General features: G+C 53.2%; 12 protein-coding genes. 8 read left to right on the top strand and 4 right to left on the bottom strand.

Going from position 1 to position 14,919, the window contains the following annotated elements; genetic code table 11:
• Positions 1-964: 964 nt before the first annotated feature.
• From phoP to AB6731_RS07195, 3 genes are all read left to right on the top strand, one after another.
• On the top strand, positions 965-1,636 hold the full coding sequence (phoP, locus tag AB6731_RS07185) for a two-component system response regulator PhoP (RefSeq protein ID WP_221716723.1): 672 nt from the start codon (positions 965-967) through the stop codon (positions 1,634-1,636).
• Positions 1,637-3,100: a two-component system sensor histidine kinase PhoQ gene (gene phoQ / locus AB6731_RS07190; protein WP_032681238.1), complete on the top strand. Its 1,464-nt coding sequence runs from the start codon at positions 1,637-1,639 to the stop codon at positions 3,098-3,100.
• 91 nt (positions 3,101-3,191) lie between these two features.
• Complete coding sequence (locus AB6731_RS07195) at positions 3,192-4,313, top strand: cupin domain-containing protein (RefSeq protein ID WP_032677894.1); 1,122 nt, start codon at positions 3,192-3,194, stop codon at positions 4,311-4,313.
• Between the two features lie 58 nt (positions 4,314-4,371).
• Here AB6731_RS07195 and pepT read toward each other — a convergent pair whose 3' ends face one another.
• Complete coding sequence (pepT, locus tag AB6731_RS07200; protein ID WP_047357245.1) at positions 4,372-5,595, bottom strand: peptidase T; 1,224 nt, start codon at positions 5,593-5,595, stop codon at positions 4,372-4,374.
• A gap of 233 nt (positions 5,596-5,828) precedes the next feature.
• Here pepT and potA point away from each other — a divergent pair, with 233 nt between their 5' ends.
• From potA to potD, 4 genes are read left to right on the top strand one after another with little or no spacing between them, the layout of a single operon-like run.
• Entirely contained in the window at positions 5,829-6,980 is a 1,152-nt protein-coding gene (potA, locus tag AB6731_RS07205; protein ID WP_371006135.1) for a spermidine/putrescine ABC transporter ATP-binding protein PotA, read from the top strand.
• On the top strand, positions 6,964-7,821 hold the full coding sequence (potB, locus tag AB6731_RS07210; protein WP_020884651.1) for a spermidine/putrescine ABC transporter permease PotB: 858 nt from the start codon (positions 6,964-6,966) through the stop codon (positions 7,819-7,821). Before potA ends, potB begins: the two co-directional genes overlap by 17 nt.
• Complete coding sequence (gene potC / locus AB6731_RS07215) at positions 7,818-8,609, top strand: spermidine/putrescine ABC transporter permease PotC (protein WP_014169603.1); 792 nt, start codon at positions 7,818-7,820, stop codon at positions 8,607-8,609. Before potB ends, potC begins: the two co-directional genes overlap by 4 nt.
• Entirely contained in the window at positions 8,606-9,640 is a 1,035-nt protein-coding gene (gene potD, locus AB6731_RS07220) for a spermidine/putrescine ABC transporter substrate-binding protein PotD (RefSeq protein WP_014169602.1), read from the top strand. The genes potC and potD overlap by 4 nt, the downstream gene beginning before the upstream one ends.
• A 47-nt stretch (positions 9,641-9,687) precedes the next feature.
• Here potD and AB6731_RS07225 read toward each other — a convergent pair whose 3' ends face one another.
• A complete protein-coding gene (locus AB6731_RS07225) occupies positions 9,688-10,917 on the bottom strand; it encodes an EAL and HDOD domain-containing protein (RefSeq protein WP_371006090.1) in 1,230 nt (409 codons plus the stop codon).
• Positions 10,918-11,154: 237 nt separating this feature from the next.
• Here AB6731_RS07225 and AB6731_RS07230 point away from each other — a divergent pair, with 237 nt between their 5' ends.
• Positions 11,155-13,086, top strand: a complete 1,932-nt coding sequence (locus tag AB6731_RS07230; protein ID WP_371006091.1) for a methyl-accepting chemotaxis protein — start codon at positions 11,155-11,157, stop codon at positions 13,084-13,086.
• Between the two features lie 46 nt (positions 13,087-13,132).
• Here the strand turns inward: AB6731_RS07230 and cobB are convergent, their stop codons facing one another.
• Together cobB and nagK are read right to left on the bottom strand one after the other, a co-directional pair.
• Positions 13,133-13,954, bottom strand: a complete 822-nt coding sequence (gene cobB, locus AB6731_RS07235; RefSeq protein WP_014169599.1) for a Sir2 family NAD+-dependent deacetylase — start codon at positions 13,952-13,954, stop codon at positions 13,133-13,135.
• A gap of 14 nt (positions 13,955-13,968) precedes the next feature.
• Positions 13,969-14,880 carry an N-acetylglucosamine kinase gene (gene nagK, locus AB6731_RS07240; RefSeq protein ID WP_134179217.1) on the bottom strand — a complete coding sequence of 304 codons (912 nt, stop codon included), beginning with the start codon at positions 14,878-14,880 and terminating at the stop codon, positions 13,969-13,971.
• Between the last annotated feature and the right edge of the window lie 39 nt (positions 14,881-14,919).

Here is a 14,919-nt window from a genome sequence, read left to right on the forward strand (position 1 = left end):
CAGTTTTTTTAATCTATTGCCAAAGACTACTGAGTCGCATTCTGTAAAGAGTGTGTTTGCTAAACCGCAGTGAAATACATTGTGACTCTTCTTTCTGCTTCTGTGTAATTCACACCATTATACCCGTACTGAATACATATAGTTTTCGTAAAATTTCATAACGGAAAATCAGGATCGCGTTTCACTTATCGCGGTATTTGCTGGCACGAGATTCTCCCTGACTGGATTGCAAATAGCAGTTATATCAAAAAAGCTGGAAATCCTGGCATTGTCATCGCAAGTGAAATCCAGTTCGGTCAGTTATTGATCATGGAGATATGCTGAAGTGCAGCAAAGAACTGCCGACCGGCAGGTCTTAAACTCTTCAGTCCCTGACAGGGTCAAAAAGGACCATGCGCCTTCAACAATTAATAAACAAATGGCTGTTTTATAGGAAATGCTGCAGCATGCATATCGAAGTCGGTTTATATTATACGCTCCTTATGAGGGTGTATCGCGGCTTAGGCTATCTTAGGCAGATCCCGATCCACTTTTACTTCATGAGAACCTGGCGCTGATTGCAGCCCTCCCCCGAAAATTGGCGTTGATCATCATAGTACTCCTACACTCGGGAATGAGGCCTGGCAAGATTTGAGCCCTGGCATGGGATGATGTTGATCTGGAAAAACCGAGCCGCAAAATCTACGTTTCGTTTTCCACCAGAGAAAAAATCACGAGCAAATGAGATCTATTTTTCAAAAAATTCGATTTCTTGGGATTGGCGACGAGGTTTATTCCAGGTTGATAGGAGATATGCGCCAGGGTCAGGTCAACATGCTGAACAATCAGATGCCGACAGCGATGCCCCCAGGACGCCCCAAACAGTACGGGAGCATGAAAAAAGTCATTTAATTTCATGACGCTGGTTTCAAACTCCATAATCAGCGTTAAACTATTCATATCATTCATATAGGGAGAAAAGATGATGCGCGTACTGGTTGTTGAGGATAACGCATTGCTACGCCATCACCTGAAGGTTCAGCTTCAGGAGATGGGTCATCAGGTGGACGATGCCGAAGATGCAAAAGAAGCCGATTATTATCTCAATGAGCACCTGCCGGACATCGCCATCGTCGACCTCGGATTACCTGATGAAGACGGTTTGTCGTTGATTCGTCGCTGGCGCAGCCATGATGTCTCCCTTCCGGTTCTGGTGTTGACCGCACGTGAAGGCTGGCAGGACAAGGTTGAAGTGCTCAGCGCGGGCGCGGATGATTACGTCACCAAGCCGTTTCACATCGAAGAAGTGGCGGCACGCATGCAGGCACTGCTACGCCGCAACAGCGGCCTGGCCTCCCAGGTGATTTCGATTCCCCCTTTCCAGGTTGATCTCTCCCGTCGTGAATTCTCGATCAATAATGAAGTCATTAAGCTGACCGCGTTTGAATACACCATCATGGAAACGTTAATCCGCAACAGCGGCAAAGTGGTGAGCAAAGACTCCTTAATGCTTCAGCTTTATCCGGATGCCGAGCTGCGTGAGAGCCACACGATTGATGTGTTGATGGGACGTCTGCGCAAGAAAATTCAGGTGGAGTACCCGCAGGACGTGATCACGACCGTCCGTGGTCAGGGTTATCTGTTCGAAATACGCTAAATGAAAGGGATCTTGCGTCATATTCTGCCCCTCTCGCTGCGGGTTCGTTTTTTACTGGCAACGGCCGCCGTCGTGCTGGTGTTATCCCTCTCCTACGGCATGGTGGCTCTGGTGGGCTACAGCGTCAGTTTTGATAAAACAACTTTTCGACTGTTGCGTGGTGAAAGCAACCTGTTTTATACCCTGGCGAAATGGGAAAACAACACGATCACCGTAGAAATGCCGGAAAACCTTAACCAGCAAAGCCCGACGCTGGCCCTGATTTATAACGAAAAGGGAAAACTACTTTGGGCACAACGCGATATCCCATGGCTGGTTAAAAGTATTCGTCCGGAATGGCTTAAGACCAATGGTTTCCACGAACTTGAAGCCGATCTGAACACCACCAGCTCGCTGCTGCGCGAGGACCGCTCCCTGCAGCAAAAGCTGAATGAGATCCGCGCAGACGATGCCGAAACAGAAATGACGCACTCCGTGGCGATTAACCTCTACCCGGCCACGATGAACATGCCGCAGTTAACCATCGTGGTGGTCGATACCATCCCGGTCGAGCTTAAACGTTCTTATATGGTATGGAACTGGTTCGTCTATGTTCTGGCCGCGAATCTGCTGCTGGTAATCCCGCTGCTGTGGCTCGCCGCGTGGTGGAGTTTACGCCCCATCGAATCGCTGGCGAGAGAGGTGCGCGAGCTGGAAGAACATCATCGTGAGAAGCTCAACCCGGAGACTACCCGCGAGCTGACAAGCCTGGTGCGTAACCTCAACCGTCTGCTGAAAAGCGAACGTGAGCGCTATGATAAATACCGCACCACCCTCACCGACCTCACGCATAGCCTGAAAACGCCGCTGGCGGTGATGCAAAGTACCCTGCGTTCGATGCGCAGCTCAAAGCTGAGCGTTGATGACGCCGAGCCGGTGATGCTGGAACAGATCAGCCGTATTTCTCAGCAAATTGGTTACTATCTGCACCGTGCCAGCATGCGTTCCGGCAGCGCGTTATTGAGCCGCGAACTGCATCCTGTGGCACCGCTTCTGGATAACCTCACCTCCGCGCTTAACAAGGTTTACCAGCGCAAAGGGGTCAATATCAGCCTCGATATCTCTCCCGAAATCAGCTTTGTTGGTGAAAAAAATGATTTCATGGAAGTGATGGGCAATCTGCTGGATAACGCCTGTAAATATTGCCTGGAATTCGTGGAAGTTTCCGCGCGTCAGACGGATAACGAATTGCATATTATCGTTGAGGATGATGGCCCGGGGATCCCGCGCAATAAACGTGATGTGGTATTCGACCGCGGTCAGCGTGCGGATACGTTGCGCCCCGGCCAGGGGGTTGGGTTAGCGGTGGCACGCGAAATCGTCGACCAGTACGACGGAAAAATTGAAACCGAAGACAGTTTACTCGGAGGCGCCAGAATGGAGGTCATTTTCGGTCGCCAGCAGCCCACATCGAACGATAGTTAACCCGTTATGTGAAAAATGCGAGGATCTCGCACCCAGGCTCCTGTGCTTCCGTTATAATCCGAGTCAGTAAGAGCCTGCGGAATAAAAAAATATGGATTATCACTTAACACTTAACTGGCCCGAATTTATTGAACGTTACTGGCAGAAACGCCCGGTCGTTCTTAAACGCGGGTTCAGCAATTTTGTCGATCCCCTCTCCCCTGACGAACTGGCCGGCCTGGCCATGGAGAGCGAAGTCGACAGTCGCCTGGTAAGCCACCAGGACGGGAAATGGCAGGTCAGCCACGGTCCTTTCGAAAGCTACGATCACCTCGGTGAAAACAACTGGTCATTACTGGTTCAGGCGGTTAACCACTGGCATGAACCGACTGCGGCGTTAATGCGTCCGTTCCGCGCCCTGCCCGACTGGCGAATGGACGATCTGATGATCTCCTTCTCCGTGCCAGGAGGGGGCGTTGGTCCGCATCTGGACCAGTACGACGTGTTCATCATTCAAGGTACAGGCCGCCGCCGCTGGCGCGTGGGCGACAAAGTGCCGATGAAACAGCACTGCCCGCATCCGGACCTGCTTCAGGTCGATCCGTTTGAAGGGATTATCGATGAAGAGCTGGAGCCGGGTGATATTCTCTATATCCCACCAGGCTTCCCGCACGAAGGGTATTCGCTGGAAAACTCGCTGAACTACTCCGTCGGATTCCGCGCACCAAGCGGTCGCGAAATGATCAGCGGCTTTGCTGACTACGTGCTGCAGCGTGAACTGGGCAGCCATCGTTACAGCGATCCGGATGTGCCTGCACGCGAGCACCCGGCCGATATTGTGCCAGCCGAACTGGACAAGCTTCGCGGTATGATGCTGGATTTGATCAATGAACCGGCGCATTTCAGCCAGTGGTTTGGTGAGTTTATCAGCCAGTCACGCCATGAGCTGGATGTGGCACCGCCAGAGCCGCCATACCAGGCCGACGAGATTTATGACGCACTGCAGCAGGGCGACAAACTGGTTCGTCTGGGCGGGTTGCGCGTACTGCGCATCGGTGAAGATGTTTTCGTTAACGGCGAGAAGCTGGACTCCCCTCACCGTCCGGCGCTGGAGGCTATTGCCAGCCACCTGACCTTAACGGCCGATACCTTTGGCGATGCGCTGGAAGATCCCTCTTTCCTCGCGATGCTCGCCGCGCTGGTGAACAGCGGGTACTGGTTCTTTGAGGACTAAACCGTAAAGAAAAGCGTGCCGGGTGGCGGCTTCGCCTGACCCGGCCTTTTTTTTGTCCTTACCGCGCCGCGGTCAGCTCCGCAATTCGCACAATCACCTTCACCGCTTTTTCCATTCCTTCCAGCGTCACGAACTCGTGCTTGCCGTGATAGTTGTAGCCACCGGTAAACAGATTCGGGCAAGGCAGCCCCATGAACGACAGCTGCGAACCGTCTGTGCCGCCACGAATCGGTTTTAACAGCGGTTCAATATCACAGTCACGCATTGCCTGCTGCGCGATATCGAGGATATGCGGATGTGCCATCACTTTCTCGCGCATATTGTAGTAGCTGTCTTCGATAATCAGCTCGATATAACAATCCGGATGCAGGCCCTTACCGACCTTTTTGGCTATCTCCATCATCTTACGTTTACGCGCTTCAAATGCTTTACGGTCAAAGTCGCGAATGATGTAGTGCATCTGCGCACTGTCTACGGTGCCCTTAATGCTGGTCAGGTGATAAAAACCTTCATAACCGTCGGTCTGTTCCGGGCTCTCTTCTGGCGGAACTTCCGCATGAATACGCGACGCCAGCGACAACGCATTCACCATGACCCCTTTGGCGGAGCCAGGATGAACGTTGTTTCCGACGATTTTGATTGTCACGGACGCGGCGTTGAAATTCTCGAACTCCAGTTCCCCTACGCCGCCACCGTCGACGGTATAGGCCCACTTCGCGTTAAAGGCCTCTACGTCGAAGTGTTTTGCCCCTTTGCCGACCTCTTCATCCGGCGTAAAGGCGACACGGATATCCCCGTGCGGAATATTTTTCTCTTTCAGCACCGCCAGCGCCGTCATGATCTCGGCAATCCCCGCTTTGTCATCGGCACCCAGCAGCGTTTTGCCGTCGGTGGTGATGAGCGTTTGACCGAGCAGCTGGTGCAGCACCGGGAACATCACCGGCGACAGCACTTCGTCACCAATCCCCAGCGCAATGTCACCGCCGCGGTAGTTTTCAACAATCTGCGGGTTCACATGTTTACCGCTAAAATCCGGAGAGGTGTCGACATGGGAGATAAAGCCAATCGCCGGGATATCACCGGATACATTCGCAGGCAGCGTTCCCATCACAGTGCCTTTCTCGCTTAACGTGACATTAACCAGCCCCATGGCGTCGAGCTGCTCTTTGAGCAGGTTTAATAACTTCCACTGGCCTTCGGTGCTTGGCACCTGGCGGACACCCGGTTTAGATTGGGTATCCAGCGAAACGTACTGTAAAAAACGCTCAAGTAATTTATCCATGCAGTCACCCTCACTTTTTGTGACAACATTATCAATAAGCATCAAAAGGCAAATATTGCGTCAGGTCACTTTTATCCCGCAAACGAGAATATTTTCCGTTTATATCGTATCCGTTAGTAAATGTAGCTTATGAATCAGTGACAAGGATTGGCGATTACAGTGGTTTGCCGTAGAATGTCCGCCCTCATTACGAGTCACCAAGGTGGTTACACACAAACCCCGCTTCGGTCTGCATCCCGGAGCGTCTATATGGGACAGCGCAAAAATTGAATACACAATCCCGTTCACGTTCACCGCTGGTGCAACTGGAACGAATTCGTAAAAGTTTTGATGGTAAAGATGTTATTTCCGGGCTCAACCTGACCATCAATGACGGTGAGTTCCTCACGCTGCTTGGCCCCTCTGGCTGCGGCAAGACAACCGTACTGCGCCTTATCGCCGGACTGGAAAACGTCGATAGCGGTCACATCCACCTTGAACACCAGGATATCACCCAGGTTCCCGCCGAAGAGCGGCACGTGAATACCGTTTTTCAGAGCTATGCCCTGTTTCCGCACATGACCGTGTTCGAGAACGTCGCATTTGGCCTGCGGATGCAAAAAACGCCGGCCAGCGAGATCCCTGCTCGCGTTACCGACGCGCTGCGCATGGTGCAACTGGAAGAATTTGCCCAGCGTAAGCCACACCAGCTTTCCGGCGGCCAGCAGCAGCGCGTTGCTATCGCCCGCGCTGTGGTCAATAAACCGCGTCTGCTCCTGCTGGATGAGTCACTTTCCGCGCTGGACTACAAACTGCGCAAGCAGATGCAGAACGAGCTTAAAGCCCTGCAGCGCAAGCTCGGCATTACCTTTGTCTTCGTTACCCACGATCAGGAAGAGGCACTCACCATGTCGGACCGTATCGTGGTGATGCGTGACGGCAAAATCGAGCAGGACGGTACGCCACGTGAAATCTATGAAGAGCCGAAAAACCTGTTCGTGGCCAGCTTCATTGGGGAGATCAACATTTTCAACGCCACGGTGATTGAACGCCTGGACGAACAGCGCGTGCGGGCCAACGTAGAAGGCCGCGAGTGCAATATCACCGTGAATTTTGTCGTCGAAAAAGGGCAAAAGCTCAACGTCCTGCTGCGCCCGGAGGATCTGCGCGTTGAAGAGATCCACGGCAATACTGATGCCGAGGGCCTGATTGGCTATATCCGGGAGCGCAACTATAAAGGGATGACGCTGGAGTCTGTCGTCGAACTGGAAAACGGTAAGATGGTGATGGTCAGTGAGTTCTTTAATGAGGACGACCCTGATTTCGACCACTCCCTCGACCAGAAAATGGTTATCAACTGGGTAGAAAGCTGGGAGGTTGTACTGGCTGATGAAGAACACAAGTAAATTCCAGAATGTGGTGATTGCTACTATCGTCGGTTGGCTTGTGTTGTTTGTCTTCTTACCCAACCTGATGATCATCGCCACCAGCTTCCTGACCCGCGACGATACTGACTTCGTAAAGCTGGTCTTTACGCTGGACAACTACTCGCGTCTGCTCGATCCGCTCTATTTTGACGTGCTGTTGCACTCGCTTAATATGGCGCTGATCGCCACCGTTGCCTGCCTGGTGCTGGGTTATCCCTTTGCATGGTTTCTGGCACGTCTGCCGCAAAAAGTGCGTCCACTGCTGCTCTTTTTGCTGATCGTGCCTTTCTGGACCAACTCCCTGATCCGCATCTACGGGCTGAAAATTTTCCTCAGCACCAAAGGCTATCTGAACGAGTTCCTGTTGTGGCTGGGCGTGATTGATACGCCAGTGCGCATCATGTTTACGCCGGGTGCGGTCATTGTGGGTCTGGTCTACATCCTGCTGCCCTTTATGGTGATGCCGCTCTACTCCAGCATTGAGAAGCTGGATAAACCGCTGCTGGAAGCTGCGAGAGACCTGGGCGCCAGCAAACTGCAGACCTTTATCCGGATTATCATTCCGTTGACCATGCCCGGCATCATTGCAGGTTGTCTGCTGGTAATGCTGCCGGCAATGGGCTTGTTCTACGTGTCCGACCTGATGGGCGGCGCGAAAAACCTGCTTATCGGCAACGTGATTAAGAGTCAGTTCCTGAACATTCGCGACTGGCCGTTCGGTTCCGCCACCAGCATTACGCTCACGGTGGTGATGGGCCTGATGCTGTTGATCTACTGGCGTGCTTCACGATTACTGAATAAAAAGGTGGAACTCGAATGATCGGTCGACTGCTTCGCGGCGGTTTTATGACCGCCATCTATGCGTATCTTTATATTCCGATCATTATTTTGATCGTGAACTCGTTTAACAGCTCGCGTTTCGGCATCAACTGGCAAGGTTTCACTACCAACTGGTACAGCCTGCTGATGAACAACGACAGCCTGCTGCAGGCTGCTCAGCACTCCCTGACGATGGCGATTTTCTCCGCCACCTTCGCCACGCTGATTGGTTCGCTTACCGCCGTGGCGCTCTACCGCTATCGCTTCCGGGGTAAACCGTTCGTCAGCGGGATGCTGTTTGTGGTGATGATGTCGCCGGATATCGTCATGGCGATTTCGCTGCTGGTGCTGTTTATGCTGCTGGGCGTCCAGTTGGGCTTCTGGTCACTGCTGTTCTCCCACATCACTTTCTGCCTGCCGTTTGTGGTGGTCACCGTCTTCGCACGCCTGAAAGGGTTTGACGTGCGCATGCTGGAAGCCGCAAAAGATCTGGGTGCCAGTGAGATGACCATCCTGCGCAAAATCATCCTGCCGCTGGCGATGCCCGCCGTTGCTGCCGGATGGCTGCTGAGTTTTACCCTGTCGATGGACGATGTGGTGGTCTCCTCCTTCGTCACCGGCCCGAGTTATGAAATTCTGCCATTGAAGATCTATTCAATGGTGAAAGTCGGCGTCTCGCCCGAGGTGAACGCGCTGGCGACCATACTGTTAGTGTTCTCGCTGGTGCTGGTGATTGCCAGCCAGGTTATTGCTCGTGATAAAACAAAATCTCAGGGGACAATGAAATGAAAAAAATGCTTGCCGCTGCGGCACTGGTGCTCGGAATGGGTGCCGCGCACGCTGATGACAGCAAAACGCTCTATTTCTATAACTGGACCGAGTATGTGCCACCAGGCCTGCTGGAGCAGTTCACGAAAGAGACGGGCATCAAGGTTATCTATTCTACCTATGAGTCGAATGAAACCATGTACGCCAAGCTCAAAACTTACAAAGAAGGCGCGTACGATCTGGTCGTCCCGTCGACCTATTTCGTCGATAAAATGCGCAAAGAGGGCATGATTCAGAAGATCGATAAAACGAAGCTCACTCACTTCAACAATCTCGATCCGGAGATGCTCAATAAGCCGTTTGACCCGAATAACGACTACTCCATTCCTTACATCTGGGGCGCAACCGCCATTGGGGTCAACAGCGAGGCTATCGATCCGAAAACCGTTACAAGCTGGGCCGATCTGTGGAAACCGGAATACAAAGGCAGCCTGCTGTTAACCGACGACGCGCGCGAAGTGTTCCAGGTCGCGCTGCGTAAGCTCGGCTACTCAGGCAATACGACGGACCCGAAAGAGATTGAAGCGGCCTATAACGAGCTGAAAAAGCTGATGCCTAACGTGGCGGCATTCAATTCTGATAACCCGGCAAACCCGTATATGGAAGGCGAAGTGAATCTGGGCATGGTGTGGAACGGCTCCGCGTATGTTGCCCGTCAGGCCGGTACGCCGCTGGAGGTAGTGTGGCCGAAAGAAGGCGGGATCTTCTGGATGGATAGCCTCTCTATTCCTGCAAACGCGAAGAACGTTGACGGTGCCCTGAAGCTAATTAACTTCCTGCTGCGCCCGGACGTCGCGAAACAGGTTGCGGAGACCATTGGTTATCCCACCCCGAACCTCGCTGCGCGTAAGCTGCTCAGCCCGGCCGTCGCGAACGACAAATCGCTCTATCCGGATGCGCAAACCATCAGTAAAGGCGAGTGGCAAAACGATGTCGGTGACGCAAGCCGCATCTATGAAGAGTATTACCAGAAATTAAAAGCGGGCCGGTAAGCGGCCAGGCTTTCTTCCTCACTCCGTCTTAGCGGAGTGAGGAACGATTAACTGACGGCGTTCTCCCCGGCCCAGATCGTGGCCTTCCTCATCGCCTCTACGATGTCTTCCTCTGCCAGCCCCAGCGCGTGACTTATTCTGCTTGCCTCATCCCACTGCTGTTGCTCGTAGTATTGGCAGAGGCGAACCATGTCCGCTAACTGCCCTTCCTGATGGCACAACGCATTACTCACGCTCTGCGGGACAGCAATTTGCGTCATCAGCTCTGCCATCGGCAGCTCAAGCAGGGTATCAAGCAGTGAGAAAAGACCGCACATGAACGCATTCTCAGCCAGCATCGGCTCGTTCAGTTTCTCGGCAATCAGTTCACAGAATTTCCCGCGCATCATACTCATCGGGTAAAGCTCGGTGACGGTGTCGTTGGCTGCACTTGCCAGCACTACAACGGCTACAAACCTTCTGAGCTGATTTTCTCCAAGATACCTCAGCACTTCACTCAGCGTTAACTTGCTGAAATTACAGGCCCCCATGTGTTTAAAAGCGGTGTGCTTCATATAGCGCATGATTTTATAGGACAGCGTGAGGTCGCTTTTGATTAACGCCTCGATGATTCGAAAGTCAGGTTTATTGCGTCCTACTTCCATTTGCAGACGGAAAATTGCAAGCTGATTTTGCGATAGCCGTTTATATTTAATCACCTCCGGACGACAGAAAAAATATCCCTGAAAAAGAGAAAATCCGGCATCGCTGTATTGTTTGAATTCCTCTTTAGTCTCAATTTTTTCAGCCAGATATTTAATATGCCCGGTCAGGCTTTTACGCTCACTCAGGTAATTTTGAATTTGCGCTAAGGTGTAATTCTGGACATCGAATTTGATGATGGAAATATAGGGCAAGAAAACATCCCATTCCGGTGCGAGAGTGAAATCATCGAGCGCAAAGCAGTACCCGTGCTCATACACTTCTCTCACGGCCTGCAAAAGCGCCTCACCCGGGTCAGCATCTTCCAGGATCTCAATGACCACGTTGTTTTTGTCCAGCGCCTCAGCGCTGCGGTCGATGATCATCCGGGAAGGAAAATTGATAAACGACGTATGTTCCCCGGCGATGCGCTGGGACGGCACGGATAAGAACTGGTCTGATATCATTCTGGACGTGGCATATTCCGCCGACACATCGGGGAAACGGTTGGTCATTCCGTCCCTGAAAAGCAGCTCATAGGCCACGGTATTCATATCGAGGTTAAAAATGGGTTGTCTCGCGATAAATCCATACATATCCCATCCTCCTGAACGTCTTTATATTTATTAGCATCCCCTATCTGCACAACGATAACGAGCATTATCGAACACTAATTTGATTGAATGCACAAAATAAAAGCATCCACACTAATTAACGGGAATTAGCGATCAAAAATTTAAATTAAATATACCCGGTGCTCTACAGAAACATGGCGAAATATCCGATAAGTGATCTGTGCCTGCCCGACATGCACGTCATTACGGGAGTTGAGAATGAAAGACGCCATGGTCCGAAAACAAAAAATAAGAGTCAAGACGTTGATGCTATTGTCCATTTTCCTCACCGTGACGGTGGGCTTTACGGCAACGATCGGTTTTATGATGTGGCAGTGGATGGATCAGCAAGAAGTGCTGGCTAAAAAACACATCCGTCAGATTGCTGAAGTGCAGTCTTTGCAGGTCAGTAAACAGATGGATTCCGCCCTGGCGGCCGCACGTGACATGGGAAACAGCGCTCAGGCACTGCGCGATGCGGGCATCGCTGATCGACAGGGGCTCAACCAGCTGCTAATCCATTATCTCTCAGCGCACCCTCAGTTTCTTTCAATGTCGATGGCCTTTGAACCTGATGCCTTCGATGGCAACGATGCCACCTTTGCCGGTCAGAGCGGTGAAGATCCCGCCGGACGTTACGCCCGCTACGTTGACCGCGACGCCACAGGCAAACCGGCATTACATCTGCTGACGGACATCGAAACGCCCGGCAGCGGCGATTATTATCTGCTGCCGAAGCAACGGCAAAAAGATGTCATCATCGAACCCTATATTTATCCCTACAATGGGGTGGACGTAATGCTCACCTCGATTGCCGCCCCCATCATGCGTGAGGGTCAGTTCCTGGGGTCCGTCACGTCGGATTTCTCACTCGCCACCCTGCAATCGATGATCGGGGCGATTAAGCCGTGGAACGGTACAGGCTACGCCCTGCTTCTGTCGGCGGGCAACAGCGTGGTTTCCAGCCCGGATAAACGTGCCGTAGGCAAGCCTTACACCGGAACTGTCACAGGGGATGAGGTGATACGCACAAACGATCCTCAACTGAAGGAAGAGGCATTTATCACCTGGCAGGCGATTACCATCGGCAACAGTCAGACGCCCTGGAAGCTGGCTATCGTCACCCCGGTCAGCGAAGTGATGGCCGAGGCAAGACAATTTTTACTGAAAGCCATCCTCCTGATGGTGTTAAGCATTGTGGTTGTCAGCCTGGTCATGGCGCAAATCTTTACCCGTAAAGTGGACCGCCCGGTGGGGGGCGAACCGTCAGATGCCGCCGGGATCGCGCTGGCCGTGGCCGGCGGCGACCTGAACAACGCTATCCCGGTGCGTCCCGGGGATACCAGCAGTATTTTTTACGCCCTGCACACCATGCAGATGCAGCTCAAGCGCATCGTGGGTAACATCAGCGAAGCCAGCCACTCCGTTCACGGTGGCACCAGTGAAATTTCGGCAGGCAATCTCGATCTGGCCTCACGCACCGAAGAACAGGCAGCGGCGATTGTCGAAACCGCGGCCAGCATGGAAGAGATTTCGGTCACGGTGAAAAATAACGCCGACAATGCGCACAAAGCTACCACCCTTACCGATCGTGCCGCGACCCTTGCCGGACATGGCGAGACGCTGGTCAACGATGTCGTGGTGGTGATCGGGGAAATTGACGAAAGCGCCCGTAAGATTGGAGAGATCAACAGCATTGTGGACGGTATCGCCTTCCAGACCAATATTCTGGCGCTGAATGCCGCCGTAGAAGCGGCGCGCGCGGGCGAACAGGGGCGCGGTTTTGCAGTGGTGGCGGGTGAAGTGCGCAACCTTGCCCAGCGAAGCGCCAACGCGGCAAAAGAGATCTCCCAGCTGATAGCCGAGTCTTCAGGCCGTGTCAGCAAAGGCGTTGAGCTGGTCAATGAAACCGGCGTCATGATGAAGCAGGTCATTGAGGCCGTGTCGCATGTGCATCTGGTGATTAACGATATTGTTCAGGCTCTGGATGAGCAGAATCGGGGAATTAGCCAGGTCAGCATTGCCGTCAATCAGATGGACAGCACGACCCAGCAAAACGCGTCCCTGGTACAACAGATCTCGGCAGCGGCCCTGTCACTGGCCGAGCAGGCGAAATCGCTGGAGAAAACGCTGGCGTACTTTACGCCATAAACAAAAAAGGCACCCGCAGGACGGGTGCCTTTTCAGGCTATCGCGATTACAGCCCTTTCAGGAGTTTATCGACAAACTCCGGTACGACGGTACTGGCCAGGCCATAGTGCTTCTCTTCGAACTCGCTGCCCACCTGGCTCGGCTCAAGATTCAGCTCAACCGTATGCGCACCGTGCAGCCGCGCTTCGTGAACAAAGCCGGCCGCCGGATAGACATGGCCAGACGTGCCAATGGCGATAAAGACATCCGCCATGGCCAGCGCGCTGTAGATGTCATCCATACCAAGCGGCATTTCACCAAACCAGACCACATGCGGACGCAGGCGCGACGGAAACTGGCAGCAGTGGCACTTATCTTCAGGCAGCACGTCCTCTTTCCAGTCCAGCACCTGACCGCTCCAGGCGCAGCGAACTTTCAGCAGTTCACCGTGCATATGGATGATGTTTTTGTTACCGGCCCGTTCATGCAGATTGTCGATATTCTGCGTAACCAGCAAAAAACGATCGCCAAGCGCCTCTTCCAGCTTCGCCAGCGCCAGATGCGCCGGGTTAGGCACAACCTCTGGCTGCTGCAGCTGACGACGGCGGGCGTTATAAAACGCCTGCACAAGATCCGGATCGCGGGCAAAGCCTTCCGGCGTCGCCACATCCTCAACACGGTGCTCTTCCCATAACCCGTCCGCAGCGCGGAAAGTGCGAATACCTGACTCTGCGGAGATCCCCGCCCCGGTCAGCACCACCACTCTGGGTTTATCCATCGCTTCTGGCATCATTCTGTCTCTGAAAAAGATCCGCTGGCGCAAGCGCTCACGTAAGCGGCGTTTATTTTTGCGAAAACGGCTGAGTCGACCTAAGCGACGCGACAGCATAAAAACCTCGTAAACTAATCGGTGAGATGAAGGAATGCGGCTCCGCGCATTCCTCCTGCGTCCCCGTGTCGCGCACGTTCAATACGCGGCACGCGGGCAACCGGCAATAAATGTCGGGGCAAACGCCCGGACAGCTGTTCCGTTAACGCGCTAAAGTTTGAAAGCCCTCCCCCAATCACCAGCAGATCCGGGTCGACGATGGTGAGAATATTTCCCAGACACACCGCCAGCAGATCCAGATAGCGCTCAACGTGCTCTCGCGCCTGCGCATCCCCCTGCTCCCACAAGGTAATGATTTGAGGGGCTTCAAGTTTCTGATGATAGAAGTGTTCGTAAAGCCATGCAAACCCACGTCCGGAGAGGTAGTTCTCAATACAGCCATGCTGACCGCAACCGCAGCGGGTCAGCGGGAAGTCGCGCCCGACGACCGCCAGGGCATCAACCGGCAGGCGGATATGGCCGAACTCTCCCGTAATGTAACTGCGCCCGGTAATCGGCTTACCGTTGATGACGATCCCTCCCCCTACGCCCGTGCCAAGGATCAGCCCCATCACCAGCGGATAGTGCTGAAACTCATCGTCCCAGGCTTCGGAGAGTGCAAAACAGTTGGCATCATTATCTAAACGCACGTCGCGTTCAAGCAGAGCGGAGAGATCGGCGCGCAGCGGTTTACCGCTGGCAGCAGGAACGTTGGCCGCATACAGCGTACCATCGTCAGTTTCGGGCATTCCCGGAATACCAATGCCGACGCTGCCTTTCACGCCAAAGCGTGAATCAGCTTGCGCCACCAGCGCGGCAATGGCAGTTAAAAATTCATCGTAGCTTTCGCGTGGCGTGGGAACGCGGGTTTCCCACTGCAGTTTGAGGTTTTTATCAAACACGCCCAGCGCAATTTTGGTGCCGCCAATATCAAATCCATAATACATCACGCATTCCTCTTTTTGATTTGGCGGCCTGACGACCGC

The organism is Enterobacter sp. RCC_40 (genome assembly GCF_041360735.1).
GTDB lineage: Bacteria > Pseudomonadota > Gammaproteobacteria > Enterobacterales > Enterobacteriaceae > Enterobacter > Enterobacter ludwigii.

Bases quoted from the DNA above. Each gene is read 5' to 3' on its own strand.
- phoP (WP_221716723.1), top strand. From the start codon at position 965: ATGCGCGTACTGGTTGTTGAGGATAACGCATTGCTACGCCATCACCTG.
- phoQ (WP_032681238.1), top strand. From the start codon at position 1,637: ATGAAAGGGATCTTGCGTCATATTCTGCCCCTCTCGCTGCGGGTTCGT.
- AB6731_RS07195 (WP_032677894.1), top strand. From the start codon at position 3,192: ATGGATTATCACTTAACACTTAACTGGCCCGAATTTATTGAACGTTAC.
- pepT (WP_047357245.1), bottom strand. From the start codon at position 5,595: ATGGATAAATTACTTGAGCGTTTTTTACAGTACGTTTCGCTGGATACC.
- potB (WP_020884651.1), top strand. From the start codon at position 6,964: ATGAAGAACACAAGTAAATTCCAGAATGTGGTGATTGCTACTATCGTC.
- potC (WP_014169603.1), top strand. From the start codon at position 7,818: ATGATCGGTCGACTGCTTCGCGGCGGTTTTATGACCGCCATCTATGCG.
- potD (WP_014169602.1), top strand. From the start codon at position 8,606: ATGAAAAAAATGCTTGCCGCTGCGGCACTGGTGCTCGGAATGGGTGCC.
- AB6731_RS07225 (WP_371006090.1), bottom strand. From the start codon at position 10,917: ATGTATGGATTTATCGCGAGACAACCCATTTTTAACCTCGATATGAAT.
- AB6731_RS07230 (WP_371006091.1), top strand. From the start codon at position 11,155: ATGAAAGACGCCATGGTCCGAAAACAAAAAATAAGAGTCAAGACGTTG.
- cobB (WP_014169599.1), bottom strand. From the start codon at position 13,954: ATGCTGTCGCGTCGCTTAGGTCGACTCAGCCGTTTTCGCAAAAATAAA.
- nagK (WP_134179217.1), bottom strand. From the start codon at position 14,880: ATGTATTATGGATTTGATATTGGCGGCACCAAAATTGCGCTGGGCGTG.